The organism is Chitinophaga sp. RAB17 (assembly GCF_052114225.1).
Taxonomy (GTDB): domain Bacteria; phylum Bacteroidota; class Bacteroidia; order Chitinophagales; family Chitinophagaceae; genus Chitinophaga.
Genome location: NZ_JBFREI010000009.1, coordinates 70,250 through 93,993, shown reverse-complemented (window position 1 = coordinate 93,993; position 23,744 = coordinate 70,250). Strand labels below are relative to the sequence as shown.

The 23,744-nt window shown below is 45.4% G+C and carries 26 protein-coding genes; 9 read left to right on the top strand and 17 right to left on the bottom strand.

Annotated elements, in window-relative coordinates; translation table 11 throughout:
• Positions 1 to 15: 15 nt before the first annotated feature.
• Complete coding sequence (locus AB4Z08_RS25860) at positions 16 to 2,430, bottom strand: ABC transporter permease (RefSeq protein WP_441576675.1); 2,415 nt, start codon at positions 2,428 to 2,430, stop codon at positions 16 to 18.
• A 277-nt stretch (positions 2,431 to 2,707) separates the two neighbouring features.
• Here AB4Z08_RS25860 and AB4Z08_RS25855 point away from each other — a divergent pair, with 277 nt between their 5' ends.
• Positions 2,708 to 3,550, top strand: a complete 843-nt coding sequence (locus tag AB4Z08_RS25855; RefSeq protein WP_441576674.1) for a universal stress protein — start codon at positions 2,708 to 2,710, stop codon at positions 3,548 to 3,550.
• Between the two features lie 40 nt (positions 3,551 to 3,590).
• On the opposite strand, the gene AB4Z08_RS25850 is transcribed toward AB4Z08_RS25855, so the two are convergent.
• The 5 genes from AB4Z08_RS25850 to AB4Z08_RS25830 form a co-directional block, all read right to left on the bottom strand.
• Complete coding sequence (locus tag AB4Z08_RS25850; RefSeq protein WP_441576673.1) at positions 3,591 to 4,205, bottom strand: response regulator; 615 nt, start codon at positions 4,203 to 4,205, stop codon at positions 3,591 to 3,593.
• A 125-nt stretch (positions 4,206 to 4,330) separates the two neighbouring features.
• Entirely contained in the window at positions 4,331 to 5,545 is a 1,215-nt protein-coding gene (locus tag AB4Z08_RS25845) for a lanthionine synthetase C family protein (protein WP_441576672.1), read from the bottom strand.
• A gap of 97 nt (positions 5,546 to 5,642) precedes the next feature.
• Entirely contained in the window at positions 5,643 to 5,831 is a 189-nt protein-coding gene (locus tag AB4Z08_RS25840) for a hypothetical protein (protein ID WP_441576671.1), read from the bottom strand.
• A gap of 32 nt (positions 5,832 to 5,863) precedes the next feature.
• On the bottom strand, positions 5,864 to 6,040 hold the full coding sequence (locus AB4Z08_RS25835) for a hypothetical protein (RefSeq protein WP_441576670.1): 177 nt from the start codon (positions 6,038 to 6,040) through the stop codon (positions 5,864 to 5,866).
• An 11-nt stretch (positions 6,041 to 6,051) separates the two neighbouring features.
• Positions 6,052 to 6,213: a hypothetical protein gene (locus AB4Z08_RS25830; protein WP_441576669.1), complete on the bottom strand. Its 162-nt coding sequence runs from the start codon at positions 6,211 to 6,213 to the stop codon at positions 6,052 to 6,054.
• 256 nt (positions 6,214 to 6,469) lie between these two features.
• On the opposite strand from AB4Z08_RS25830, the gene AB4Z08_RS25825 reads away from it, so the two are divergent.
• Positions 6,470 to 9,598, top strand: a complete 3,129-nt coding sequence (locus AB4Z08_RS25825) for a lantibiotic dehydratase (protein ID WP_441576668.1) — start codon at positions 6,470 to 6,472, stop codon at positions 9,596 to 9,598.
• 16 nt (positions 9,599 to 9,614) lie between these two features.
• On the opposite strand, the gene AB4Z08_RS25820 is transcribed toward AB4Z08_RS25825, so the two are convergent.
• From AB4Z08_RS25820 to AB4Z08_RS25810, 3 genes are all read right to left on the bottom strand, one after another.
• The gene (locus tag AB4Z08_RS25820; RefSeq protein WP_441576667.1) at positions 9,615 to 10,811 is read right to left on the bottom strand and encodes a cytochrome-c peroxidase; all 1,197 of its coding nucleotides are present in this window, start codon (positions 10,809 to 10,811) and stop codon (positions 9,615 to 9,617) included.
• A 335-nt stretch (positions 10,812 to 11,146) separates the two neighbouring features.
• Positions 11,147 to 11,890: a hypothetical protein gene (locus AB4Z08_RS25815; RefSeq protein ID WP_441576666.1), complete on the bottom strand. Its 744-nt coding sequence runs from the start codon at positions 11,888 to 11,890 to the stop codon at positions 11,147 to 11,149.
• Positions 11,891 to 12,245: 355 nt separating this feature from the next.
• Positions 12,246 to 12,803 carry a lipocalin family protein gene (locus AB4Z08_RS25810; RefSeq protein ID WP_441576665.1) on the bottom strand — a complete coding sequence of 186 codons (558 nt, stop codon included), beginning with the start codon at positions 12,801 to 12,803 and terminating at the stop codon, positions 12,246 to 12,248.
• A 19-nt stretch (positions 12,804 to 12,822) separates the two neighbouring features.
• On the opposite strand from AB4Z08_RS25810, the gene AB4Z08_RS25805 reads away from it, so the two are divergent.
• The 5 genes from AB4Z08_RS25805 to AB4Z08_RS25785 are packed head-to-tail and all read left to right on the top strand — an operon-like array spanning position 12,823 to position 14,464.
• Positions 12,823 to 13,263 (top strand): helix-turn-helix domain-containing protein, encoded by a 441-nt coding sequence (locus tag AB4Z08_RS25805; protein WP_441576664.1) that lies wholly within the window; start codon positions 12,823 to 12,825, stop codon positions 13,261 to 13,263.
• A gap of 22 nt (positions 13,264 to 13,285) precedes the next feature.
• Positions 13,286 to 13,507, top strand: a complete 222-nt coding sequence (locus AB4Z08_RS25800; protein ID WP_441576663.1) for a helix-turn-helix transcriptional regulator — start codon at positions 13,286 to 13,288, stop codon at positions 13,505 to 13,507.
• Between the two features lie 47 nt (positions 13,508 to 13,554).
• Positions 13,555 to 13,791 (top strand): helix-turn-helix domain-containing protein, encoded by a 237-nt coding sequence (locus AB4Z08_RS25795; RefSeq protein WP_441576662.1) that lies wholly within the window; start codon positions 13,555 to 13,557, stop codon positions 13,789 to 13,791.
• Positions 13,730 to 14,044, top strand: a complete 315-nt coding sequence (locus AB4Z08_RS25790; RefSeq protein WP_441576661.1) for a helix-turn-helix domain-containing protein — start codon at positions 13,730 to 13,732, stop codon at positions 14,042 to 14,044. The genes AB4Z08_RS25795 and AB4Z08_RS25790 overlap by 62 nt, the downstream gene beginning before the upstream one ends.
• A gap of 36 nt (positions 14,045 to 14,080) precedes the next feature.
• Complete coding sequence (locus AB4Z08_RS25785; protein WP_441576660.1) at positions 14,081 to 14,464, top strand: VanZ family protein; 384 nt, start codon at positions 14,081 to 14,083, stop codon at positions 14,462 to 14,464.
• Here the strand turns inward: AB4Z08_RS25785 and AB4Z08_RS25780 are convergent.
• Positions 14,445 to 14,855 carry a VOC family protein gene (locus tag AB4Z08_RS25780; RefSeq protein ID WP_441576659.1) on the bottom strand — a complete coding sequence of 137 codons (411 nt, stop codon included), beginning with the start codon at positions 14,853 to 14,855 and terminating at the stop codon, positions 14,445 to 14,447. The two genes, AB4Z08_RS25785 and AB4Z08_RS25780, sit on opposite strands and share 20 nt — an antisense overlap.
• 185 nt (positions 14,856 to 15,040) lie before the next feature.
• Between AB4Z08_RS25780 and AB4Z08_RS25775 the strand changes: the two genes are divergently transcribed.
• A complete protein-coding gene (locus AB4Z08_RS25775) occupies positions 15,041 to 15,670 on the top strand; it encodes a VOC family protein (RefSeq protein WP_441576658.1) in 630 nt (209 codons plus the stop codon).
• A gap of 5 nt (positions 15,671 to 15,675) precedes the next feature.
• Here the strand turns inward: AB4Z08_RS25775 and AB4Z08_RS25770 are convergent, their stop codons facing one another.
• The 6 genes from AB4Z08_RS25770 to AB4Z08_RS25745 all read right to left on the bottom strand — a co-directional run bounded on the left by AB4Z08_RS25770 (position 15,676) and on the right by AB4Z08_RS25745 (position 21,177).
• Positions 15,676 to 16,122 carry a DinB family protein gene (locus AB4Z08_RS25770; protein ID WP_441576657.1) on the bottom strand — a complete coding sequence of 149 codons (447 nt, stop codon included), beginning with the start codon at positions 16,120 to 16,122 and terminating at the stop codon, positions 15,676 to 15,678.
• 110 nt (positions 16,123 to 16,232) lie between these two features.
• Positions 16,233 to 17,051: an RNA polymerase sigma factor gene (locus tag AB4Z08_RS25765; protein WP_441576656.1), complete on the bottom strand. Its 819-nt coding sequence runs from the start codon at positions 17,049 to 17,051 to the stop codon at positions 16,233 to 16,235.
• A 139-nt stretch (positions 17,052 to 17,190) separates the two neighbouring features.
• The gene (locus AB4Z08_RS25760) at positions 17,191 to 18,060 is read right to left on the bottom strand and encodes a polysaccharide lyase (RefSeq protein ID WP_441576655.1); all 870 of its coding nucleotides are present in this window, start codon (positions 18,058 to 18,060) and stop codon (positions 17,191 to 17,193) included.
• A gap of 44 nt (positions 18,061 to 18,104) precedes the next feature.
• Positions 18,105 to 19,733, bottom strand: a complete 1,629-nt coding sequence (locus AB4Z08_RS25755; protein WP_441576654.1) for a glycosyl hydrolase family 18 protein — start codon at positions 19,731 to 19,733, stop codon at positions 18,105 to 18,107.
• A 125-nt stretch (positions 19,734 to 19,858) separates the two neighbouring features.
• A complete protein-coding gene (locus AB4Z08_RS25750) occupies positions 19,859 to 20,485 on the bottom strand; it encodes a CatA-like O-acetyltransferase (protein WP_441576653.1) in 627 nt (208 codons plus the stop codon).
• Positions 20,482 to 21,177: an HAD family hydrolase gene (locus AB4Z08_RS25745; RefSeq protein WP_441576652.1), complete on the bottom strand. Its 696-nt coding sequence runs from the start codon at positions 21,175 to 21,177 to the stop codon at positions 20,482 to 20,484. The genes AB4Z08_RS25750 and AB4Z08_RS25745 overlap by 4 nt, the downstream gene beginning before the upstream one ends.
• 79 nt (positions 21,178 to 21,256) lie before the next feature.
• Between AB4Z08_RS25745 and AB4Z08_RS25740 the strand changes: the two genes are divergently transcribed.
• On the top strand, positions 21,257 to 21,895 hold the full coding sequence (locus tag AB4Z08_RS25740) for a Crp/Fnr family transcriptional regulator (protein WP_441576651.1): 639 nt from the start codon (positions 21,257 to 21,259) through the stop codon (positions 21,893 to 21,895).
• Between the two features lie 110 nt (positions 21,896 to 22,005).
• On the opposite strand, the gene AB4Z08_RS25735 is transcribed toward AB4Z08_RS25740, so the two are convergent.
• Positions 22,006 to 23,409 carry a hypothetical protein gene (locus AB4Z08_RS25735; RefSeq protein ID WP_441576650.1) on the bottom strand — a complete coding sequence of 468 codons (1,404 nt, stop codon included), beginning with the start codon at positions 23,407 to 23,409 and terminating at the stop codon, positions 22,006 to 22,008.
• Positions 23,410 to 23,744 lie beyond the last annotated feature (335 nt).

The window sequence follows — 23,744 nt, the reverse complement described above, 5'->3', positions numbered from 1 at the left end:
AAGGGCCTGTTTCATTTATTCTGATTTTAATGATCTTACCGGGTTCATCGTAGCTGCTTTCAAGGCCAGGAAACCTACAGTGAGCAAGGCAATCATCACAGCGGCTAATCCCGCCAGCCCAAACGTCCACCAATGGATGTTTACACGATAGGCAAAGCCATCCAGCCAGCGATGCATGCCCCACCAGCCCAACGGCGTGGCAATCACGATGGCGATTAATACCAGCTTGATAAAGTCACCTGATAACAGTCCTACGATATTGGTAACAGAGGCACCCAGTACTTTGCGGATGCCTATTTCTTTGAGTCTTTTTTCGGTAGAATAAGTGGCCAGGCCAAATAAACCCAGACAGGCAATAAAGATGGTCAGGCTGCCAAAAGCCCCGAATATCTGTCCGAAGCGTACTTCCTGCTGATATTGCTCATTAAATGCCTGGTCCAGGAAGTTATAGCGGAAAGGCCGCTGCGGCTCCATCACCGCCCAGGTATGTTCCAGCTCCGCGATAGTTTTCGATAAATGATCGGACTTGATACGCAGCGATATTTTATTCTTTGAATCATAGGGCGCCATCCTCAGTGTCAGCGGTTCTACTTTTTTATGTAACGACTGATAGTTGAAGTCTTTTACCACACCAACGATAGTGCCTTTACGGCCCCATTGCTCATAGTTCTTGCCGATAATATCTTCCGGATTAGCATAACCATATAATTTGGCTGCCGCTTCGTTGATCACCATAGAATATGCTGTATCTGCCGGAAAATCGCGGGAATAAGCCCTACCAGCGGCCATTTTCATTTCATAGGCTCCAAAGAAATCGTAATCCACTTCGTATATCGCGGGGTCAAATTGTTTCATTTCACCACTGGGGGCAGCAATGCTGGTACCCGCATTCGGGAAGAAATCACCCGGTACTGCCCTGGAGGCGGTAATACTTTGTACTGCAGGATTATTGGCTAACCTGGCTTTCACCGCTTCGATGTTTTTATTTACGATTTCATCGCCGCCATAATCGATCACCAGCATCTGATCCTGCCGGAAGCCCAGGTTCTGGGAACGCAGGTGATCCAGCTGGGAGAAAACGATAGCCGTGCAGGCAATCAATGCGATGGAAAGACTGAACTGGAATACCACTAACCCTTTCCTTAACTGTATCCCTTTAGCGGAAGATTCAAACTTGCCTTTTAACACCAGCGCTGGCTTGAAACGGGCCAATACCCAGGCAGGATAGATGCCTGCAGGCACCCCAACCAGAAACGGCGTTAACGCAAGCATCACGCCCATCTTCCACGTAAACAGGTCTGTATAAGGCAGGTGCTTGCCCGACAGCTCTCTTACCAGTGGCAATAACAGCAACACCATCCCAAATGCAAGCACGGTGGCTAACGCGGCAATCAACACTGCCTCTGTCAGGTATTGAAAGATAAGCCCTTGTTGATATGCACCTACCGCCTTACGTACCCCTATTTCTTTGGCCCTTTCCATAGAACGGGCTGTTGTGAGATTGATAAAGTTAATGCCGGCGATAAACAGGATGAAAGCAGCTACCAGCGAAAATATATAGACGTTCGCAAGGCTACCGGTAGGACCCGGCTGCCGCCCTGCTTCAGAATGCAGATACGCATTTTTTAACGGCTCAAATGCAATGGTGTAGGAATCAGTCGATCCCTGCGGATTATATCGCTTTAAAAATGCCGGCACTTTGGCCTGCATGGCGGCTACATTTGTATGCTCCGGTACCAGGAAATAAGTGTAGAAGTCTACATACCCCCACCAATCAAAGATTTCGGGCCTGATTTTCCGGAAGGTACTCATAGATATCAACGCAGAAAACGTAAAATGAGAATTGGCAGGTACATCTTCCATCACACCAGATACCATCAGGGATGTGCCATCTGCTTTAAATACCTCTCCGATAGGGTTAGTACTACCAAAATACTTCTCTGCCATGGTTTTGGTGAGCACAATAGTGTAGGGGTTCTTCAATGCCGTTTCCCGGTTACCATACAACAGCTTCCAGCTGAAGATGTCGAAAGTCGCAGAATCTGCAAACATCATGTTGGCTTCCTGGAAACGTTTATCGCCATGTTCCATCAGCAAGCTAACCGGACTGGTAAACTGGGTCATTTTGGTGATTTCCGGGAAGTCGGCCTTCAGTGCCGGTCCTACCGGTGCACAGCCCCATACCTGGTACTCTGCGGGAGCCGGAGGTGGCGCATCCTTTTGCCCGTTCGGGTTGCGGAATGCCTGCAGTACACGGTAAATTTCATTATAGTTTTTATGATAATGGTCATAAGACAACTCATCCTTTACATACAAAACGATAAGGACACAGCAGGCGATACCAACCGTTAAGCCGGTAATATTGATCAAAGAGTAAACTTTACTCCGGGAAAGACTGCGCCACGCGATCTTGAGGTAATTTCTGATCATGAATGGTATGATTTCAACGATACAAGTGATAAATGTACGCTTCCGGGAGCCAAAAAAAATGCCACTTAGGAGAATGTAGTACCATGGCGGGGAAGCAGACAGGACAACCGGGCCTGAATGTTCAATTACGGACACTTTCAGTGCATAAATGAACAGCAAATTGCCCTGATTTCGTACCGCCGGAATAACTATTTCCGAACATCTACCCCTTAATTTTGTTTACCCATTAACTGGCAGGAAATTAGCGGCTCCTCCATTGGCATCAAAACTAATACACATGAAAACAATCCTCCTACTGACCGACTTTTCTGAAAATGCTTTCCGCGCGGCCGAATACGCGGCCGAGATGGCTGGTCCTTTGCAGATAAAACGGATCCTTTTGTACCATGCCTATCAAACCATTATCGGGGGCACCGATTTGCCGATAGGCAATTCTCAGAGTTCGCAGGAGATTTATGTTGAAAGCATGTCTCAACTGGCCCTGGTACAGGACCGGCTGAAATCATTGGTAAAAGACATAAAGGTAGATTTGCTGGCGGAAGATACTTCCCTGCCGGCCTATATCGGCGATTTATGTAAAGCGGAAGAGGTAGACCTGGTGGTGATGGGGGTATCCGGCAGATCCGGTCTCGAAAAATTATTGCTGGGCAGCACCACTTCCATGATGATAGAAGAAAGTAAAGTGCCGGTATTGATTGTTCCCAAAGACACAATTATTGGCCGAGGCATAAAATCTGTTGTATTTACAACTGACCTGAAAGATCATACTGTCATCCCGGTACATCAGCTCTATGAAATACTGGATGCATTTCCGGTGCCGGTGCGGGTATTGAATGTAGAGAAAGTATCAAAAGATCTCTATTCAGAAGAGGCCAGAGATACGATTGCCAGTTTACATAATATTTTTGAAAAATGCAGTGCTACGTTTGACTATATCAATGAAGATAATACGGTAGAAGGTATTCTTTCGTATTCCAATCAGCACCACGCTTCTATGATCATCGTAGTGCCCCGGAAAACGGGATTCCTGGCATCGCTTTTCCGTGGAAGTATTTCTAAAAAACTGGCATATGATTCCAATATCCCGTTGTTGTCTTTACCTCCGGCGCCAACAAAATAAAGCCAGCAGCTCCGGTGTAAGCCGGAGCTGCTGATCTTACTTAAATCAGTACTTTATTATCTACGGCACATTTGATCAGCATAGCGGTATTACGCGCATTGAATTTGCCGAGCAAATTACGCCGGTGACTATCTACGGTATCTGAACTAATGAACAGCTTTTCTGCTATTTCGTGATTGGTATGGCCGTTGGCAATGAGCCATAGTACTTCTTTTTCCCGCTTGGTAATATGCAAATGCAGCACACTATCTCCTTTCAGGGCTTGTTTTAATTCTGCCGAGAGATAGGTCCTCCCGGAATAAACATCGTGAATGGCCTGCAGTAATTCTTCTTTATCGGCATTTTTCATCAGGCATCCGCTGGCGCCACTATCCAGCATACTGGCAATGCCGCTGTCATTTTTATGATAACTTAATCCCAGCACGGCCACTTCAGGATATCGCTTCTTTATGCTGGCACAAAGTTCGGCGCCGCTGATATCAGGCAATAGGGTATCAAGTAAAACAACATCTGCGGTATGCTGATCTAAAAAATGAAGACAGGAGATACCGTTCCTGGTTTCGCCTGCCAACTGAATATCTGCTTCCATGCTGAGCAGGGATCGTAACCCCTCTAAGATCAATGGATGATCATCAACAAAATATAAACGGATCATGGTTTTTCTGTTTGCTGTAACTTCTGTATGCTATGGCATAATGATGTTGGGTGAACAACTTAACTGCTCATTTACTATGCATGTAAGATAGTAAAAATAATCTGTGTATCAAGGACAAGACAAGTTTAAACTATCAGCATACAAGCCCCCCAGGCAGGTTTAATTTCTGTATCCGCAAAGCTGATCAGCGACAGCCCTATTCCTGCAATTCCTTCGAGTACATTATGGCTGATGATATAATCGGGATGATGATAAAATTTAAAGCCTGCAGGACCATCGGCCCAGGTATTCATTTGCAGGGTTGTTTGCAGCCAGCTCCGGGAAGCATCCAGCAAAGCAGTATTATTGGCGGCCAATCCTGCCTGCTGCAATATATGAGCAATACCGGCGCTGCCATGGCATAAACAGGCGTCATTTACCGCTCCGTTTTTCGCATTCCGGTGATTGCTGATATGCTGGAACATGCGAAGTGCTTCCTGCTGGTAATCACTTCTTTCCAGTCGTTTGCCGGTATTCCAGAGCATGGTTGCAATACCGAGGTCTCCGTAGCACCAGCCCAGCCGGCTATGGGCTTCTCCCATTATCCGATTGTTGGCATCTACTAATACCGGGTATAACGATTGTTCTGCTACACCGGATTTATTGCGGGTGCCCAACAACCATTGTATGCTTTTTTCTATCAGTGGCAACGCGGTTTCCCTGGCAATGCCTTTTTCATAACATCTTGCCAGTATATCAATAATAGCAGGATTGCCATGTGCCAGGCCCAGGTTAAACAGGTGCTGGTCCTGGTATTCCTGGCTTTTACTGGAGAAGTGATCTCTCCAGCCAATACCACCGGGCAGTGGGATAGCTGTTTTTTGCAGGTGATGCACGAGGCTTTCCAGTTGTGTAACTGCCGCAGGTGCCGGGAGTCTTGCCAGGAAATAAAGTGCAGAACCTAATCCCTGATGCAGGAAATCGTTCTTGCCTTCCTTTAGTTCGGCTTCCATAAAATCGCCTATCAACACATCAATATCGGTAAAGGTATCGGCTGCATCATCGGCTTCAATGAAGCCCATGTCTGTCAGGTGCTGAATACACCAGGACACGCCTGCGATGCCGCTGCAGTGAGAGCCATTCATAGGTTCTTCAGATAATGCCTGCAGGCATTTCTCTATAATTTCATATACTTTATCCAGGTGTTCTTCCTTGCCGGTGAGTTGATAGTAATATGCATAAAACAAGGCTACACCGGTATAGCCACCTAATAATCCGGTGTTGGTATCTTCTGTTGTAAACCTGTCCAGTTCCGTGCAGATCCTTTGCAGGACTAATAATGCTTCTTCCTTATGATCCATAAACCGAATTGACTTTATAAAACATGTAATGGCAAAACATGCATTGCTTACGCATACATGTTTTGCCATACAGTCAGTTGCTAATAAAAAATATCAATCAGTAGCGGCAAGAATCTACACTACAAATAGGAGCACCCTGGCTCATATTGTCAGTGCAAATACGAAAGGAGCAAATGATGGAACAGGTTCCGGCAGTTGCTGCCATTTGTTGTTGATGTGTTGCCGCAGAAAGACTGGCTACTTTTATTTTACCCAGACTTAATTTTTTTTCTGATAGCTTTTTCATAAACTAATTTTAAGCGGGACAGTGAACAAAAATCAGAAAATACAGGAGTCCACACTGCAAACAGGGGCGCCCTGGCTCAGGCAACTGATTTTCACACTTGGCACACAACCAAGTGATAGCATAAACCCTTCAGCAGTAACATTTGCTTTACTGAGGTCAGCTACTTTTATTTTACCCAGACTTAATTTCTTTTCAGATAATTTTTTCATCATCTATCAGTTTAGAAACAAGGATCTTTTGAAATTGGAGGCGTACATTTTGCCATCAGGCTGCAACCTGTGTAAGTTGGTCTGAACGCATCTCCTTGTTCCAGACTGCTGATGCTTAATTTGGCTACTTTCAATTTACCGAGGGCAAGTTTTTTAACAGGTGTTTTTCTCATAATGCAAATTTATGTGGTTGAAAAATTAAAGACTAAATGTTTGGCAGGTCTCTAAAATAGGGCATTAAAAAAATACAGGTTTTACATCATTATCATTACAGGATGATCATAAATGTAGGTAGAAACTGAGAAAAGTAGACTCACGGAAAAGCGTGATTTTTCGAAAAACGTGTTTAAACACAAATTTTACCTGTTTTCCGTGATGTGCGGTTGCAGTAGAAACCGTTACCTTCAGCGACTAATGTTGACCTTGGCCATGATTAGAGCTGAAAATTTTTATGTGGTGAGAACACCACTACTACCGGTGAATGTAGCCACAGAATTAAACCATATCACTAACACCACGCTCGCTGCTGTTATAAAAGAAACTTTCCGGGACGAATATCTGCAGGAAGCCATATATATTGCTTCCCCTGAACTATACCAGGAATTGCAAAAATGGTTGCAGGAGGCTTCCGTGACTGAAAAAGAGCAATATAAACTCGCTGCCGCTTTATACCGGTACCTGTTGCGGATGAGTACCCGCTGTACACCCTATGGCCTCTTTGCCGGTTGCGCTACAGGCGATCCCGCAGATCATACCGACATCCGGCTGAATAATAAAACCGAACATAAAAAGCACTGCCGCCTGGACATGAATTATGTAGCAGAGCTGGCAATAGCTATCACCGCTGTACCCGAAATAACGGAACAACTGCTTTATTATCCCAACAACTCTTTATATGCCACGGGTAATCAGTATCGCTATGCAGCATACTCCATCAAGAATAAAATCCGCAATTATTACCTGACCGCTGTTAATCAAAGTCCTTACCTGGACAAGATGCTGCATACCGCTGCGCAGGGAGCAACGTTAAAGGATATACGTAACAGCATTGTTAGTGAAGCCGATGAGATCAGCGGGGAAGAAGCAGCTGAATTCACTGCGGAACTACTGCAGAACCAGCTGCTGGTAAGTGAACTGGAACCAACCGTTACGGGGGAAGAATTTTTTGTGCATCTCCACAACCGGTTAAGACATTTCGCCTACACGGAAGAATTTACCACTCCCCTTTCACGCATACAGACAATTTTGCAGGATCAACGATCCGGCATCGACAAATATACCGCCACCCACGCGTTGGTAAAATCTATGATCCCCAACACCAGCAGCAAGGACCTGGTACAAACGGATCTGTTCCTGTCTACCGGCAGCAATACATTGAGCCATACGGTCATCAATGAATTGGCCGCACAAATCGGACAACTGTGGAAACTGGCGGCTATCAACAAAAACGGGGATCTTCAAAGTTTCTGTCAGGCATTCCAGCAACGATACGAAGAACAGGAAATACCGCTGAGCATTGCGCTGGACACCGAAGCCGGTATTGGCTACGGCTCTCACAGCAACGGCAATACGGATCATACCCCACTGGTAGATGACATACACGCTGCACCTGGTGGACAAGCCAACAGCAGCCCCCGTAGCAAAATGCAGGAATTCCAGCTACAGCAACTGCATCAGTGCCTGCGAGATGGTAAAAAAATCATCCACATCACCAAAGAACAACTGGATACGCTGAAAGACAAAGAAGTACCTGCTTTGCCGGACAGCCTGTATCTCATGGGAAGCATACTAAGCAATAGTGCCGCAGCCATCGACAATGGCGACTACCTCTTTGATATGAACGGCTGCAGCGGCCCATCCGCGGCTAACCTGCTGGGAAGGTTCTGTCATGGTGATGAAAAGCTGGCCACCAAAGTAAAGGAATGTCTTGCAGCGGAAGAAGCCAATGATCCGGAGAAAATTTACGCAGAAGTCATACACCTGCCCGAATCGAGAACCGGCAATATCCTTATGCGTCCCCGCCTCCGGGAATACGAAATTGTATACCTGGCCAATAGTCTCACCCCGGAAGCATTTCAGATACACCTCTCCGACCTGATGGTAAGCGTACAACGTGGTAAAGTGGTGTTACGCTCTAAAAAACTGAACAAAATCATTATACCCCGGATGAGTACCGCCCACAACTATCGTAATGGTTTGCCGGTGTATAAATTCCTGTGTGACTTACAAAGCCAGGACTATCATGCCGGAATCGCCTGGCAATGGCAGCTTCCGGGTGAAGTATCTTTTCTTCCCAGGATACAATATGGACATATCATTCTCAGTAAAAGCACCTGGATATTAAACAAAAAAAACTGGCCGGCACTAGCCAATGCTACAGCGGCGCAGTATATGAGTATTTTCCAGGAGATAAAAGCACAACTGGACCTCCCCCGCTATGTGGTCATCACAGAAGGTGACAATGAACTGCCGGCGGATCTCGAAAATGAGGTGGCTGTTCACCTGCTGATGACACAATTCATCAAAAAAGAACAAGTCACCCTGCAGGAATTCCTCCATACACCAGATAACTGCTGGATAGAAGGACCCGAAGGGAAACATACCAATGAATTTATTATTCCACTGAGGTATATATCTCCCGAAAAAAATAAAACAGAACAACCGATCGTAGCTGCCGCAATAACGGACATGCCCATACGCAAATTTGTTACCGGCAGTGAATGGCTGTATGTAAAGCTTTACGCAGGCACCCGCAGTGCAGAAAATATCCTGAAAGAAATTATACTACCGCTTACGCAGCAACTTACAGCGGAAAACATCATTGACAAATGGTTTTTTATCCGGTATAATGATCCTGAAAACCATCTGCGAATCCGCTTTCACCACGGTGAACGAAAAGATTTCTGGAAGGTAGTACTGGAAAGACTATACGATGCACTGGGAGATACACCCAATAACGTTTACCGCCTGCAAACAGATACCTACGAAAGAGAAATAGAGCGTTATGGCGTCCGCACGATGGCTTTCAGCGAAGACCTATTTCACTGCGACAGCGAAAGCATACTAAACATACTGAACCTGCTGGAAGAGGAAGAAGGTGAAAACTATCGCTGGCTCCTGGCCCTGCGGGGAGTAGATACGCTGCTGAATGATTTTGGGTATACACTACCGGAAAAATTCGCTTTACTTAAAAGGCTGCAGGCCGGCTTTTATGAAGAATTTGGTGGTGGCAAGCCACTGCTCCTGCAGCTCAACGATAAATACCGGGAAGAGATGCGCAAAATTAGCAGTATCCTGGATCCTGCACAGGATACTGCCAATGGTATTCAGGAAGCCACCGCTTTTCTCGCTGACCGTTCACTCCAGATAAAGCAACACCTGGCCGGAGTAAACATCGAACAGCGGGACGATTTGCTGAGCAGTTATATTCATATGCATCTCAACAGGATGTTATTATCCAACCAGCGCAAACATGAACTGGTGATCTATCATTTCCTGAGCAGGTACTATGAATCATTGATTGCCATCGCTAAAAAGCAGCTCAAAGCCGTATTATAAAAAACCATTCAAAGCATCACTTTTTAAACGGATCCGAATACTTCACATCTTTTACCAACTCTTCATCTGTGAGTGTTTTCAGAAAGGCAATTATATTGCTTTTCTGTGTGGCGCTTAACGGGATACCACCAACACGCATCTGTGTCCCCAGGGCGGGGTTAGCCTTAATACCGGAAGCGTAATGTTCCAGCACCTGCTCCAGCGTAGCAAAACGCCCGTCATGCATATAGGGAGCAGTTAACGCTACATTCCTCAAACTCGGAATTTTGAAAGTCCCCTGGTCCTGTGGCTGATGGGTGATTTCTCCGTACCCTTTATCTGTATAATTTTCTTCCAGTCCATTATTAGAACCCAGGCCTGTGTTAACACCGGTATTATCCACTATCAGGAAAGAAGATTTTTGACCGAAGGCAGAGGTGCTGAAGTCACTGTGGCATTCTGTGCAGAAGTCGTGCTGCATGGTATGCAGCCCTTCCAATTCGGCTGAGGTAAAGTTGGCGAAGTTATTTTGTACGCCTTTATCATATTTTGAATTAAAGGAAACAATAGAACGCAGGAACTGCGACAATGCTTTCCCGATCTTATCCGAAGTGACATCTGTTGTGCCGAAGGCCGCTTTAAACAAAGCAGGGTAATAGGTAATTCCCTTCAGCTTATTTTCCAGCGTAGCCAGATCGGGCATACCCATTTCTATATGATCCAGGATGGGCATGAGGGTTTGCGTTTCAATATCAGCTGCGCGGAAGTCCCAGAACATTGTCTTGTCTTTGAAGAAACGGGTATTCACTACCGGCATGGAATTGCGCCTGGTTACTTTTCCATCAAATCCCTTAGACTGCGCTACTATATCAGAAAAAGCATTTGCCTGATGATGACAGGAGGCGCAGGCAATAGTGTTGTTAACAGATAATGCCTTATCATAAAAAAGTACCCTGCCCAGTGTAGCGCCTTCATTGGTAATAGGATTGCCGGTGGGAGTATTATCCAGCTGGGGATTGGCCCTCATAAAGTCCAATAACCAGGGGGGCATGTTGTTCCGGGTATTCACATAGTCGTATAGGGTAGCGGGCAAATTCAGCGTACCACTGCCATTACCGTCCGTTCCCGGACCCGGTTGTTGAGGCGTCGCATCCTCTTCTTTTTTACAAGACAGGCTATTCACTGTCATCATTGTTGCTACAAATAACAAAATCAGGGAGCTTTTCAGATACATGTTTGGGTTTTCTGTTATTACACCTGAAAGGAACGAAACCCTTATGCATCTCAATTACCCACACAATGTATTAACACTATGTTGATACTGCCGATGCTATGCTTAGCACCCGCTATGTACCTATAGTAGCAGCGCAGTAAAGGTGGACTTGACGCGGGGGTGAGTTCCGGGTGTATAACCGGGATGAAATTGAATCAGCGAATGGATGGAGGTGAGAACAGGCCATAGGAGGGCTGCTTCAGTGCCGGCTGTAGCTGTGGAAAGAGATGTACTATTGAAAAGATGCAGGTATAAAGAGTTTATTTATCAAAATATCTCCGGGGGCAAGGATCGCTTTATTCCAGTTGAATGATAGCTGGATATGTGTATGTATAGGTAAGTTTGGGAAGCAATTTCGTGCGCTTTGGGTAAGTACGTTTATGAGTATATTTGGGTACTTGTGGCGCTGCCACCGCAATAATATCGGCGGCCATATATTGTCTATTGCAGGACGGGCCGTCCTTGTACATCGCTCTTACCTGGAAAACCACTACCAGTGAGCCCTTTCCGGGTATATCCAGCGAAACATTTGTTTCCTGGAAAATGGAATCCGGCGCTATCATGAGTGTTATCGTTTCGCTACCCACCACCTGACGTGATGTAAAATCAATACGCGTGGCGATCACTTTTACTTCGAGGGCAGCAATACCTTTATACCCGTCGATGGTTTGTGCGGGAATATTTAATATCCCGTTAGGGAAAAGCCGGGGGGCCACCGGGAAGAAACGATCTATTCCGGTATGCTGATTGAAGCGGAAGCCTTTGATGGCTTCGTGATGATCGCCGGCTGCAATGAGCAGCTTGTTGAGACGATTGATGTGGGCACCATCACAGTGGATATCCAGGTGGCCGTAAAAAGCATGCCGGATAAAAGCACCTTTCCTGCTGGCGATGCCAAAGCGCCGGGATGCGCGGCGGGTGGCAGTCGTTTGCCGTACGCTTTCAGGCATGCTGCGCAGGAAGTATTGGCCATTGCGCTTATACCCAATGAGAGGACCGAGTTTTCCCGTAAAGGGAAGGATAGACATTTGTTTTGCCATGGGAGATTATTTTGATTACTATAAATATAACACAATCCGGGGAACGTGTTTTCGGGGTAGATGGAAGATTAGCTAACGGGAGTGTATGGCGTATTGTATAATATTCAAAGATAATGCAGTGGGGATTTGAGAATGACAAACGGGAGTGCATGGGCATTTAGAGAATATTGAAAAAAGATATCCCTTCGGTTTTCAACCTGATCCATCACTAATTTATTTAGCATTTCATATAAATAGAAAAGCCCCAAACACTACTACAGCATAGCGTTCAAGACTTTTCTACATTATTCATTTGCTTTCTTCTACAAAAATACTAATATTTTTAGTAAAACCTAATTTATTTTTTGCACACTTTTTATGCGTTTAAATCATGCTTCGTCCAGATGAGAGCATCGGTATCATAGCCGAGTTCTTCTGCCTGTTCCAGGAAACGTTTTTTAATTACCGGCGGAATACTGGTGGTGCGGGATAAGATCCACATGTATTTCAGATTATTTCCTACCACTAACGCATGTTTATAATGTTTGTCAATATCAATGATATTATAACCTGCGTAGAAAGGTCCGAAAAAAGACACTTTTAACCGGGCTATATCCGGCGTTTTTACAAACTTAGCAATGCCCGTACTTTCTTTCCACAGCTGTTTTGCGGGACTGAATCCTTTATTATCTACTTCCAGTTCTCCATCATCGTTTAATGAATAAGTAGCAGTAACGTTTGTCAGGTTGTGTTCAAATTTATAGTCCAGCCGGGCTATTTCATACCAGGTACCCACGTACCTCCTTACATCAAATGGCGATATTGCTGTTGCGCCTCTGGGAATAGACACTTTGCAGCTATTGTAAAGAATAATAGCCGCAGCAGCAGATACGCCTGCTGTCACTGCAATAGCAAGAAGCTTTTTGTTATTCATAAATATCGAATTTTTGTCTATGTATGAATACAAATACTCTGCCTTTAAGAAATTGCAGTGCTGTAAAGGGCGTAGAAATGAAGCTGTTAGCGAAGTTGTGGCGTTTCCGCTACAAATGGGGGAGATTTCAGCTCCGCTGCCAGTTGCTCCAATACTTCCCGTACAATACAGTTCTTCAATTGTACCCAAGTACGGGTACATTATTTTTTTACGTTTCAATGAACTTCCGCAGATGAAAGATGCAAAGGAGGATAAAATACTGAAGGAGTTTGGCAAAAACCTGGAAAAGCTAAGGATAGCAAAAAAGCTAAGCACGCGCGAGTTTGCTTATTTGGCGGATATTTCTCATAGTTCCGTAGGAAGACTGGAAGCTGGAGAAACCAATCCAAGCATGACGACTTTGCTTAAGTTAGCGGAGGCACTGGCAGTAGATTTGAATACGTTAGTTTTAAAAAAATAATTTTAACCAGTTCTCTTTTTCTATGAGTATTGAAAGTTATAATAGAATTAAAGCAGCACTTGCTGATAGGAAAAAAACAGGTAAAGAATTAGCAAGTCATCTTGGGATGTCAGAACAAATGGTATCTAAATGGGTGACTAATACTTCCCAGCCTTCCCTGGAAAACCTGTATAACATTGCTGAATATTTGAAAGTGAGCGTATGCTTGTTCCTGGCCTCACCTGATAGGTATAAGGAAGATTAACCGCCATTTGTTTATAATTCTTCTACATATTAATTTTGCTGGATAGAATGTTGAACGCACACAGTCCTATTGAACAGTACCTTATTGATACTGTAAAAACCAAAAGAATAGAAAAAGGCTATTCCCAAAAGGAATTAGCTTATATGCTTGATGTTTCTGTAGGATTTATCGGGAATGTAGAAAACCCTAATTATAGAGCTAAGTATAATCTTAACCATATAAATGAGTTGGCAAAAATATTTCAATGTTCTCCCAGAGAGTTCTTGCCAGATAATCCTTTTTGATATTTATATTATTAATTTACGGAAACTATCCATGCCAGAAATAACAAAAGAAATACTCAAAGCATTCGGCTCACATCTTAAGAAAATAAGGGAGAAAAAAGGAATGACCTTATTAAACCTTGAGGTAAAAAGTGGGGTCAATAACGGAGACATTTCAAAAATTGAAGGCGGCAAAATCAACCTCGCCTTTACTACGCTTGCAAAGCTGGCTTCCGGATTGGAAATTAAAATGAGTGAGCTTGTGGAGTTTTGATATAAAATTTTAACTGCAATAAATATTTTAAACACCTTGAACAAACGATCTATCTACATCACCCTCCTTATTATCATCCTGGCTTTCACGCTTTTTGAAGAGGTAAGACTAAGACCCTATCTCATTAAGCATCATATTACCACCCTGTTCCTTGCAGATTCACTTCCCAATTTCCTGGCAGTAGTGGTACTTTTCCTTGGCTACTCCGTCATAAAATTCCCGCTCGATGAGCGAAAAACAATCAGCACCATTGTTTCAGTGGTCGTAGGGCTTTCGCTGTATGAACTTTGCCAGCTGTGGATGCCGCAGCGGACTTTCGATATAAAGGACGTGGTGGCTTCTGTATTAGGCGGGGCATTTTCCTATTTGATTTTCCGTATTGTCAATACACTAAAACCATCTACTCCTTCGGACAATTAAACAGCCAATGTTTGCCATATTGATCGGTGAGCGCTCCATACCTGGCTCCCCAGGGCATATCAGCTAACGGCTCCGTTATCTGACCTCCTACCGCAAGCTTTGAAAAGAAGGTATCCAACTCTTTTTCAGACTGGCAGTTAATACACAGCTGCACCGTATTTCCTTCCACACGTTTTACTCTGCTTAGGTCAGACGCCATTATTACCATGGCGCCAATGGTTAATGTGGAATGCAAAATCAGGTCCTTCATATGATCGGGCATTTGCGCCGCCATCACGGGTGATTCTGCCACGGTTTGCAGGAATAGCTCGCCGCCAAAACAATCTTTGTAGAAAGTCATGGCCTCCCGGCAATTGTTATCGAAGCTTAGATATGGATTAAGTAATGCCATGGTGGTAACTTTTAGTAAAACAAACCTACTTCTATTATTTTGAAGACACAGGGGGGAAAGGGGACATTGTAAGGGGAAAACGGGCCAAATGCTGCGCAACAGCTATCCTTTTTGCAATTCCTGTCCTTTTTGCTTAAATTAAGGTAGAAATGAGATGGCATCTTCCCTTAAAAAAACCAGGTACTATGACAAGCAATACCGAATCCGCCCAGGTTTTTCCTACACTGAAAGTAGATGATATCAACGCCGCTGTTGACTTTTATACGGACAAACTTGGCTTCTCACTTAAATTCACCTGGGGGGATCCGCTTACCTATGCGGGTGTAACACTGGGTAAGGTAACGATACATCTGTCCAAAGACACGGACTATGTAAAAGGACACTCAGAGGTTAATTTCATTATCGATAATGCCGATACCCAGTATGAATATCACCTCGCCAATGGCGTGGAAATAGTCACGCCTATTGAAGACCAGGCCTATGGCATACGTGACTACACCATCAGAGATCTGTATGGCAACTATTTAGGATTCGGGCATTACATCTATAACCAGGGTTCCCCGATCAAAATAGAACGCGTAGATGTGCCTGTTCGGCTGGAAAAGCGGCTGGCAGCGTTGTTGCAGGAACTCGCGGCACACAAAAACATGAGCATATCTGCCTGCCTCGAAGAAACGTTGTTACATACTTTTGAGCGTGTAGGCGATACCGTTGCCAGTCCACATACCGTCAGTACGCTTAATTATATCCAGGAACTAAAGAAAAAACACGGCATAGACTATGACACCCACGACGGCTATCGTTTTATAGAATAATACGGCTAACTGTTAAACTGGCGGAGATGGTGATCGGTATGCTTATACACCAGCTGTCCTACCTGTTCATGCGTCAGTTCTCCAAAAAATGCGTGTACAATGTTCGCATTATTAGCAGGGTTATACTCCTGCAACAAAGCAATCCATTTACTTTTTTCGGCGGCCACATTCCCGCTCGCAGCCTTTACTTTAAGCTGTGGGAGTGTAGGCACATTTCGCTTTATCAACCTGTCATCTCCCACGAAATCCTTCAATGCCATTTTTCCAAACAAACGTCCTAAGAACGAACGTTTATAACGGATCTTACCTAACATCATCTGCTCATAAGTAGTACAATGTTTCAGCATCTCATAAACACTCATTTTACCCCATTGAGCAGTGCTCCCTTCATGCAGCGTATTGATTCTGCCAATCAATTCATTCCGTGTGAGGTTGTCAAATATTGTTTTCATATGTATGGTGGTTTGTGGAAGCTTTTAGCAAACTTACGCTACAGCCAGCAATAAGCAGGGATGCAAATAGGCCAACATAAGGGGGTATTTGAGTCAATTCGGTGCAGCGATCAAGGTTTTGCACTGGCAGCACTATCCGACAAAGTACGGGCACTATCCTGCAACATCAACCCGGCAGCAGCCGGCAACAATACGGGCTGCGTCAACAGAGGCACCCTGCGTTGCTGACGCAAATGCCATTGCCAGCTACCAGCCAGTAATAATAGAAAGATGGCGGCAGCGGCAACATATTTAAACCAGGATCGGGAAATCAGTGGTAGTTCCATACGATGGATCTCCGGTGTAATAGCTTCGTTCTGTTGTACTTTCTGCATGATCTCCTGCCCCATCTCGTCTGCATTAAAATCGGCGTGGGCAGCAAACGCAGGATCTGTAAAAGCATCCTGCAGCAACTGTGACAGCAGTATTTTGTTCTCCGGCAGCATGGCCATAGATCTGAACAGCCGTAGATCGGCTGCAGACAATGATCCAGTCATATACTGATTAAATAATGCTTCAAAAGTTTCTTCAGATATACGGGCGGGCAGATGTAAAGGATGATCGCTGGAAGGTGCTGCTCCCAGTTGAACAGTGAGGGTATCGAGGTTGTCGGTATGCAGCACTTTTTTACGCAGGTGATCCCTGATCAGCTTGCGGGCGCTTACATATATAAAGACAGCGGTGCTTTCTACTTCAGGCAGCTTTTCCCGGCTATTCCATAGTTTCACGAAAATGTCCTGCGATAAGTCTTTAGCCTGTTGCGGCAGGCGGTTTAACCGAAGTGCAGTACCATAAATCTGTGGCCAGTATTGCTTAACAAGCGTCTGGAAGCTGTGCTCATCTCCTTTGGCAACGGAGAGCAATAGTTCCTGTTCATTCGTGTGGCTCAAGGGTAGTATTTGTTATTCATACGGGTAGTAATGCATGAAAATAACACAACCGCAGCGATTTTGCAAAATGCATTTTCCACATCGTTTAAATAGCCATGCAGGAGAGGGTTTCTCTCCTGCATGGCTATTTAAAAACACCTTAATTTATTTTATGTACGCTCAGATTATCATAATAGATGTATCCTACTGTGGAGGATTGCCAGTAAGTCTGGCTACCACCGCGGAACGTATGGAAAGTAACGCCGCGGATCAGGCGTTTGCTGTCGTTGGTGGTCCAGCGGATATCGCGGTCGAGTAGCACCGTATTGTTGATTACGATTTGTACGTGTCCGTTGGTGCTGCTGCCCGTATTACTTTTAATATACAGGTGCACATGATAAGTAGTTCCTTTTTGGATGCTGCCGGTAGCCGGGTAAGAAAGACCGAAGTCGTCACCATACTGCCCGGGCTGATCTTTATAGTACAGATAAGGCTGAAAATATACCCTGCCGGCATCGTTCTGATACCACATGAGTCTTAATGTGCCGCCATTGCCATCCCAGGCGGGATCGCCGCCGGTATTACCATCTCCGATGGAAAAGCCAAAGCCTACTTTACCGCCCCGGCTCCAGTCGAACTGACTATGAAAACGGATATCATAATCCATTTCATAGGCGGCGCCGTCCTCCACATCGATGTTGGCCACTACTCCACCGGCAGCTGAAAGCGCGTTAGGGTTCAGCTGAATGCGCAGGTTGCCGTTGGAATTGTATGCGCGGGATTCGTTCCAGCCGGTTACATTGCCAAAATCCGCATTGGCATTGGCGGTGGTGTAAGTGGTGCCATTGGCGTAGTTATCCCAGTTTACTGACCAGGTACTGTTAATGTCGTTAACGGATGCGAGGGCGTTGGGACTGCTGTCTGCAGGGGTACCGGTGGTATGCAGATCTTTACGGCAGGAAACAACGCTGCTGCTGAGTAATAACAGCCATGCTGCTACTGCATAGCGTGAGAAACAAGTGGAATTCATACTGATTTAATTGTGGGTGAAAAATTGGTTTATCATAGTGGTGGTTACAGTACAATGATCTTTTTGGTATGGCGTTTATTATCGTGCTGCACTTCGAGAATATAGGCGCCTGCAGGAATATTGCTGGTATTGATTTTAAAGCTGCGGGCATTGGGTTGCTGTACCATTACCGGCTGCATGTTGGTACCGATAACAGATGCTTTTACCGGCGCCTTACTGTTATAGTCGCGGAGTGTAACCGTAAACGTAGTCCCGACGTTAATAGGGTTAGGATATACCTGTATCGCGGTACTGGTTTCTTCCACTGCGATGGTTTTGGTCGCAACGGTCATGGCTGTTGGGGCAGTAATAGCTGCCAGGGCACTTGCAGTACCATAGTTGAAGGATTCCCAGGTACCTGCGGGTGTTCTCCAGGAACTCATGGCCTGTGCCCCGTTTTCTGAGCTGATATAACCGCCGTTATTGCATTGCAGGGAGATAGTACCATTAGCGTTGCTGATCCAGGTAAACTTTTCCCAGTCCTGTATAGTGGCACGGTTACACGTAATGGCTTGCGTACCGTTTTCGGAAGATACATACTTGTTCTGGCTGCGTAATGCGATTTTGCCGCCGCCTGCATCTACCACGGTAAACTGTTCCCAGCCCTGTGCAGTGGCGCGGTTACAGTTCATGGCCACGGTGCCGTTTTCACCGCTTACGTACAGGTTGTTATTCCCGCGCAGCCAGATGGTTTGTCCGATGGGTGCGCTGCCGGGGTTGCCCGGGTTACCTGTTCTGGTCACTACCACTTCGTGGATAGCAGATACCAGGGAGTTGGCGCCGGTAACATCCTGCGATAATTCCCAGATCATGATACCACTACCCTGATCGAAAGCCAGATTGGTTTTTTGTTTGATGGTGGTGATACCATTATAGCCAACGTTGTCAAATACATCGGCATAGGGATTGGCACCCCGGGCTATCAGCTGGGCATAGGATTCCCAGGTTGGACGACCATAAAATGGTACGCCCAGCACCGTTTTGGATGCAGGTAATCCGCGGCCGCGCCAGTAGCTCACAGATTGGGAGGCATAATTGTAGGTAGAGTGATCGAAGTTGTTGTAATCATAGGCCATGAGGTTGTAGAAATCCACAAGGGCGAAGGCGCCGTTTAAGATGCTGGCGCCGCCGGTGCCCACAATGGCGCCGGTCAATAACTTGCCCCGGTTATGCATTTCTGTGCTGAGCTGTGTCATCAGGGTAACATAGTTGTTGGCTGACGAACCGGCGTCAGGGTATTCCCAATCGATATCCACCCCATCCAGTCCGTACTGGTTGACGAAGTTGATCATATTGGTCACGAAATTATTCCGATAGGTGCCGTTGGCCGCCAGGCTCTCGAAGGCGCCGTCGTCACCATTGTTCCATCCGCCTACAGAGATCAGCACTTTTACATTATTGGCATGTGCGGTGCTGACAAGACTCTGCAACTTGGAAGGATTGTCGATGGCCTGCAGGCCACCGGTGTTGGTAGGTAACAGGAATGCATAGTTAATGTGCGTTAACTTGCTATACTGCACCTGGTTTACATTACCGGCCCAGGAAGGCATATAGCCAATGACACGGAAAGGGGTTTGGGCAATCGTAGTGCAATAGCATACGAGTAGGATGGCTAACAATTTTAGCGTTTTCATACGGGGTGGTTTTGGTTGAAAAATATACAGTACACCCAAATGTAAACGTTTGCATAAAAAAACGTTGTTGAGGCACTACGTCATTACTACGACATGATAAATTTTTCTTCCAAAACAATTGAAAATCACTTGGTATTCATCCGTTGCTGAAAAATTTCCAGGAACTGTCCCACATGATATCCATCCATTAATGCATGGTGTACATGTACCGAAACCGGCATCAACTTCCGGTCTCCTTCTTCTCTCATCTTCCCAAAAGCTATTTTCGGGCAGCTATCTTTAAAGGAAAAACTACGGGCATGGGAAATAGATGTGAAATTGATCCAGGGCAGGGAAGAATAATGGATTACATTTTCTCCCGATACCGCAGGCACCAGCCCGGTGCTGTTCCTTACCCGCTCTGTTTCTTTCTTACTATAAACTTCAAACTCGCTGAAATCTTCGTAGTAGTCCATATAGGCAAAACCGAAAGTGCCATCCGGGCGGTTAATGGTTGGCGACGCATGTACCTGGTCATAGATCCACACTTCACCATCCGTAATCCGGTAGCGGAAAGGTATTACTTCGTTGGCGGCCGCCAGTGACTTGTGCAGATACAATAAGAAAAAGGAACTGCCCGTTGCCTTGGCTTGCTCATAGGTAGCTGTGCAGTCTATGTCTGTACAAACACCAAAAAACGGTTCTTCAAAACGGCCAAAGAAATGAAAATGATCCTTTCTCGCCCAGGTGTTCAGGTCTAATAATTGTTTCATGCGATTAATTGAGGCAGGAGATCTGCCACTGTAGTAAATTGATAAAAACGGGGATCTTCTATGGTTACATCCACATGTTCATGTGCCCAGGTAGTATGAAACGGAATATGCACGGCATGGCCCCCGATGGCCAGCACCGGCATCACATCTGACTTCAGGGAGTTGCCTATCATCAGGAATTCTTCCGGGCGGCAGTCCAGGTGCTTCAGCAATTTGGTGTAATCACTTTCCTTCTTGTCGCTCATGATTTCGATATGATGAAAATAATGCTCCAGGCCTGATTTCTTCAACTTCCGTTCCTGGTCCAGCAGATCGCCCTTGGTAGCCACTACCAGCCGGTATTTGCCGGATAATGCCTGCAATACGGTTTCCACGCCGTCCAGCAATTCAATGGGCTTGTTCAACATTTCCTGTCCGTATTGGATTACCTTATTGATTACTTCCGGCGGTGCCGTGTTCTCAGATACCCGCAACACCGTTTCTATCATGCATAGCATGAATGACTTAATACCATAGCCGTATAACGACAAATTGGCCATTTCCGTTTTAAATAATTCCTGCGACACAGTATGATGTGGCAGATAGTCTTCCAGCAGACTGCAGAAGCGGGCTTCTGTTTCCTGGAAGTAGGGCTCATTCACCCAAAGGGTATCGTCAGCATCGAAGGCAATTACGCTAATATGATTGATCATTGCTATTTTTACATTTTACGGATGCAAAAATAAGTAGCGCCGCTGAATTAAACGGGACATTTGTCTCACCACTGATAGTATGTTACGAACGAACCAGGCTTTTTTAACTTTCATGGAACAATACACTGCCAACAGCACTGCAGTGATGCAAAAGTCTTTCCCCCCCGGCACCCGCCTGATCCGGCAGGGAGACACCATCAGCCATGTATATATCATTATAGACGGTATCACCAAATGCTACATCGCGGAAGATAACGGGAAAGACTATATTTTTGAATTCCTGGGCAAAGGAGAAGTAACCGGAGAACTGGAAGCCATCAACAAAGGAAAATGCCTGTGTAATATAGAAGCCATCACACCGGTAACCGTATATGCCATTCCACATGCATTGTTCTCGACCCTGGTGCTGAGCAGCCCCGCCTTCAACCAACTACTCCTGCAGGAGCTGGCCACGCGGATCAGTCAAACCTGCATCCGGACATCCTACCAGCAATTATACCCGGTAGAATATGCCTTACTGCGGCTGTTGACACTGGAAGCAGATCAGGAGATCATTCTTCCTAAAAAGGATATGGCCGCCTACCTGGGGATATCTGTCAGAAGCTTTAACCGCACGTTGAAAGAGTTAAGGGAAAAGAATATCCTCGATACGAAGGGGTTGAATATAGATTTGAGTAAGCAACAACTGGAAAAGATATTAAAGCGGTTTGAGGAATAGTGAGACAGCTGTTAGCTGTTAGCTGTTAGCTGTTAGCTATTAGCTGTTAGCTATTAGCTAATGCAGCGAAATTGATGTTATGCTCATCATTCGCTGCATTAGCTAAAATATCATTTCAACACTCTCCATTCACTCAACTGAAAGTCTACACTCCCATTGGTGGCCGTTACATACACGGCATAATATTTATACGCTGTAGTATTCGAAATGCTAAACTGCCTGGTTTGATTTCTCGCACCAAATGCCTGATTATTCTGTGTATCCAGTACTGTCCAGGTAGTGCCATTATCAGACCCTTTCAGCTGCCAGTTTTTAGGATCCCGGTCTATAGCATCATCACCGGAGGTAAGGGTATATGACTTCACTGTTTGTCCGGTAGGGAACTGCAGCTGCATCTTAAAAGTAGTGGGCACTCCGCCAACAAAAAACTTGCTGCCGTATACGTTGTCTGTTAGTTTTAAAGATCCTTCTGTAGCACCCGCGCCACCGCCATTTTCATTGCTGACAGTAATGGTACCCTGCCCGGTGATATCATTGGAAGGATAGGTAATGCCGGAGAAAGTTACTTTAGCCTGTTTAAGTTGGGCTGTCCAGTCGTTACCCTGTTCATCTTTATGGCCGAAAGCTGTTAGTGCCAGTTGTTTCAGGTCCGTGTTAGCGGCGCCGCTCCAGAAATGTACAAACTCCCCGAAGTTCATCCCCCGGGTATATTCGGGATAAGTGGTGATGCCATTATTGAAGGTTGTTTTTGGGAAATGCTGTGCCAGCAACACAAAGAATTTATTTAATGCAGTAGCGCCGCCATAGTTGTGATAGATGGGATAAAACCAATCGCGGAACCAATAGGTGCCGGCACGCGGATAAGGATCTGTTTGCGTGATCTTTGAGTTATACCAGCGGGTCACATCACTGCTACGGCCCAGCGCCTGGTATACATCGTACTGGTAAATTTCCATCCATTTACTGTCGTGCCAGATGCCAAAGGCAGGTGAATTATGTACGCCTTTGGAAGCGCCTTCCACAATATGCCCTACTTCATGCGTGGTGATGTCAATATCACCGCCATTGCCGCTGATCCAGGCGTTTGGATCAGATGAGCCAACATCGATCACATTCCGGTAATCATGATCGCCCACCATGTAAGTGGACGGGTGCCCGCCGGAATATTTGCCGGTATGCAGGATGACAAAGAGACGTGAATCATCACCGAAAGTACCGTAGGTGCTTTTGGTGTAGTTCCATACCTGTGCCAGATAAGTAAATGGCCAGGTGACGCTGCTGTTTACATCATTGTCGTAATACACCGCTACGCTGGTGTCGTAAAAAACGCGGTTCAGCAATTGTACATGCTCAAACCAATGCTCCTGCCAGGTGGCAGGTGGCGTGGCAAGTACCTGTAACTTTTGATTTTTGGCAGGGATAGGCTGCAATTCATTACCGGGAGTACTCTTCCTGGTACATCCTGAAAGTATGCCCAGCGCGATTAAAGCGGCGGCAAACATCGTGTTTTTCATACGTCTGTTTTTTTGTGATGAAAAAAAGGGGATCTGTGGGTTTTCATGATTAAATGCTCAGTAACGGGTTCTTATCAATGGCGCTCGTTCAGTTCTGGTTGAATACGGGATAGAAATTAGTTTATAATTCAACAGTAACCTGTGAATAGAATTTAAACAATTGTAAATGGAAATTAAATACACTGCGGTTTGAATAGCATCAGGTTAAAATTGCAGTCTTTCATTCCCAGGTGAAGGCATAGGTGGTTAACAATATCAACGTATTGTTAATCATATCTCCATGTGACTAAATTAATTTTGCCAGGTCGCAAAAATGACCGTATTTTATTTATCCC

What these genes read in the sequence shown, in the direction of transcription:
- AB4Z08_RS25860 (WP_441576675.1), bottom strand. Translation starts at nt 2,430, where the DNA reads ATGATCAGAAATTACCTCAAGATCGCGTGGCGCAGTCTTTCCCGGAGT.
- AB4Z08_RS25855 (WP_441576674.1), top strand. Translation starts at nt 2,708, where the DNA reads ATGAAAACAATCCTCCTACTGACCGACTTTTCTGAAAATGCTTTCCGC.
- AB4Z08_RS25850 (WP_441576673.1), bottom strand. Translation starts at nt 4,205, where the DNA reads ATGATCCGTTTATATTTTGTTGATGATCATCCATTGATCTTAGAGGGG.
- AB4Z08_RS25845 (WP_441576672.1), bottom strand. Translation starts at nt 5,545, where the DNA reads ATGGATCATAAGGAAGAAGCATTATTAGTCCTGCAAAGGATCTGCACG.
- AB4Z08_RS25840 (WP_441576671.1), bottom strand. Translation starts at nt 5,831, where the DNA reads ATGAAAAAGCTATCAGAAAAAAAATTAAGTCTGGGTAAAATAAAAGTA.
- AB4Z08_RS25835 (WP_441576670.1), bottom strand. Translation starts at nt 6,040, where the DNA reads ATGAAAAAATTATCTGAAAAGAAATTAAGTCTGGGTAAAATAAAAGTA.
- AB4Z08_RS25830 (WP_441576669.1), bottom strand. Translation starts at nt 6,213, where the DNA reads ATGAGAAAAACACCTGTTAAAAAACTTGCCCTCGGTAAATTGAAAGTA.
- AB4Z08_RS25825 (WP_441576668.1), top strand. Translation starts at nt 6,470, where the DNA reads ATGATTAGAGCTGAAAATTTTTATGTGGTGAGAACACCACTACTACCG.
- AB4Z08_RS25820 (WP_441576667.1), bottom strand. Translation starts at nt 10,811, where the DNA reads ATGTATCTGAAAAGCTCCCTGATTTTGTTATTTGTAGCAACAATGATG.
- AB4Z08_RS25815 (WP_441576666.1), bottom strand. Translation starts at nt 11,890, where the DNA reads ATGGCAAAACAAATGTCTATCCTTCCCTTTACGGGAAAACTCGGTCCT.
- AB4Z08_RS25810 (WP_441576665.1), bottom strand. Translation starts at nt 12,803, where the DNA reads ATGAATAACAAAAAGCTTCTTGCTATTGCAGTGACAGCAGGCGTATCT.
- AB4Z08_RS25805 (WP_441576664.1), top strand. Translation starts at nt 12,823, where the DNA reads ATGTATGAATACAAATACTCTGCCTTTAAGAAATTGCAGTGCTGTAAA.
- AB4Z08_RS25800 (WP_441576663.1), top strand. Translation starts at nt 13,286, where the DNA reads ATGAGTATTGAAAGTTATAATAGAATTAAAGCAGCACTTGCTGATAGG.
- AB4Z08_RS25795 (WP_441576662.1), top strand. Translation starts at nt 13,555, where the DNA reads ATGTTGAACGCACACAGTCCTATTGAACAGTACCTTATTGATACTGTA.
- AB4Z08_RS25790 (WP_441576661.1), top strand. Translation starts at nt 13,730, where the DNA reads ATGAGTTGGCAAAAATATTTCAATGTTCTCCCAGAGAGTTCTTGCCAG.
- AB4Z08_RS25780 (WP_441576659.1), bottom strand. Translation starts at nt 14,855, where the DNA reads ATGGCATTACTTAATCCATATCTAAGCTTCGATAACAATTGCCGGGAG.
- AB4Z08_RS25775 (WP_441576658.1), top strand. Translation starts at nt 15,041, where the DNA reads ATGACAAGCAATACCGAATCCGCCCAGGTTTTTCCTACACTGAAAGTA.
- AB4Z08_RS25770 (WP_441576657.1), bottom strand. Translation starts at nt 16,122, where the DNA reads ATGAAAACAATATTTGACAACCTCACACGGAATGAATTGATTGGCAGA.
- AB4Z08_RS25760 (WP_441576655.1), bottom strand. Translation starts at nt 18,060, where the DNA reads ATGAATTCCACTTGTTTCTCACGCTATGCAGTAGCAGCATGGCTGTTA.
- AB4Z08_RS25755 (WP_441576654.1), bottom strand. Translation starts at nt 19,733, where the DNA reads ATGAAAACGCTAAAATTGTTAGCCATCCTACTCGTATGCTATTGCACT.
- AB4Z08_RS25750 (WP_441576653.1), bottom strand. Translation starts at nt 20,485, where the DNA reads ATGAAACAATTATTAGACCTGAACACCTGGGCGAGAAAGGATCATTTT.
- AB4Z08_RS25745 (WP_441576652.1), bottom strand. Translation starts at nt 21,177, where the DNA reads ATGATCAATCATATTAGCGTAATTGCCTTCGATGCTGACGATACCCTT.
- AB4Z08_RS25740 (WP_441576651.1), top strand. Translation starts at nt 21,257, where the DNA reads ATGTTACGAACGAACCAGGCTTTTTTAACTTTCATGGAACAATACACT.
- AB4Z08_RS25735 (WP_441576650.1), bottom strand. Translation starts at nt 23,409, where the DNA reads ATGAAAAACACGATGTTTGCCGCCGCTTTAATCGCGCTGGGCATACTT.